We start from the raw sequence: 310 nt of genomic DNA, 5'->3' as shown, positions 1-310 counted from the left end.
TATTCTTTGGAAGAAACTGATGTCGTTGTTGCAATTGGTGGCGATGGAACAATGTTACAAACAGTACACAATGTTATGAACACTGGAAAACCTATTTATGGCATGAATCAAGGCGCTGTAGGATTTCTTATGAATGAATTTCATGAAGAAAAATTGCCAAATCGCATTGCTGTCGCACATAAAAAGGAGATTCATCCCCTGCGTATGATTGCAAAAGCTGAGTGTCAAGGAACTATTGAAGCACTCGCCATCAATGAAGTATCTCTCTTTCGTCAATCTTACCAGGCAGCAAAAATTCGTATCAGCATTG

The 310-nt window shown here is 39.0% G+C and carries 1 protein-coding gene; it reads left to right on the top strand.

Annotated features, from left to right (window positions below):
• A partial coding sequence (locus ACFIO5_RS10355) for an NAD(+)/NADH kinase (protein WP_375705357.1) occupies positions 1–310 on the top strand: 310 nt, incomplete at both ends.

The sequence above is a fragment of the Bartonella sp. AA86SXKL genome (assembly GCF_042196885.1).
Note: the sequence above shows the minus strand (reverse complement) of the source record. Positions and strands in the feature narration are given on the sequence as shown.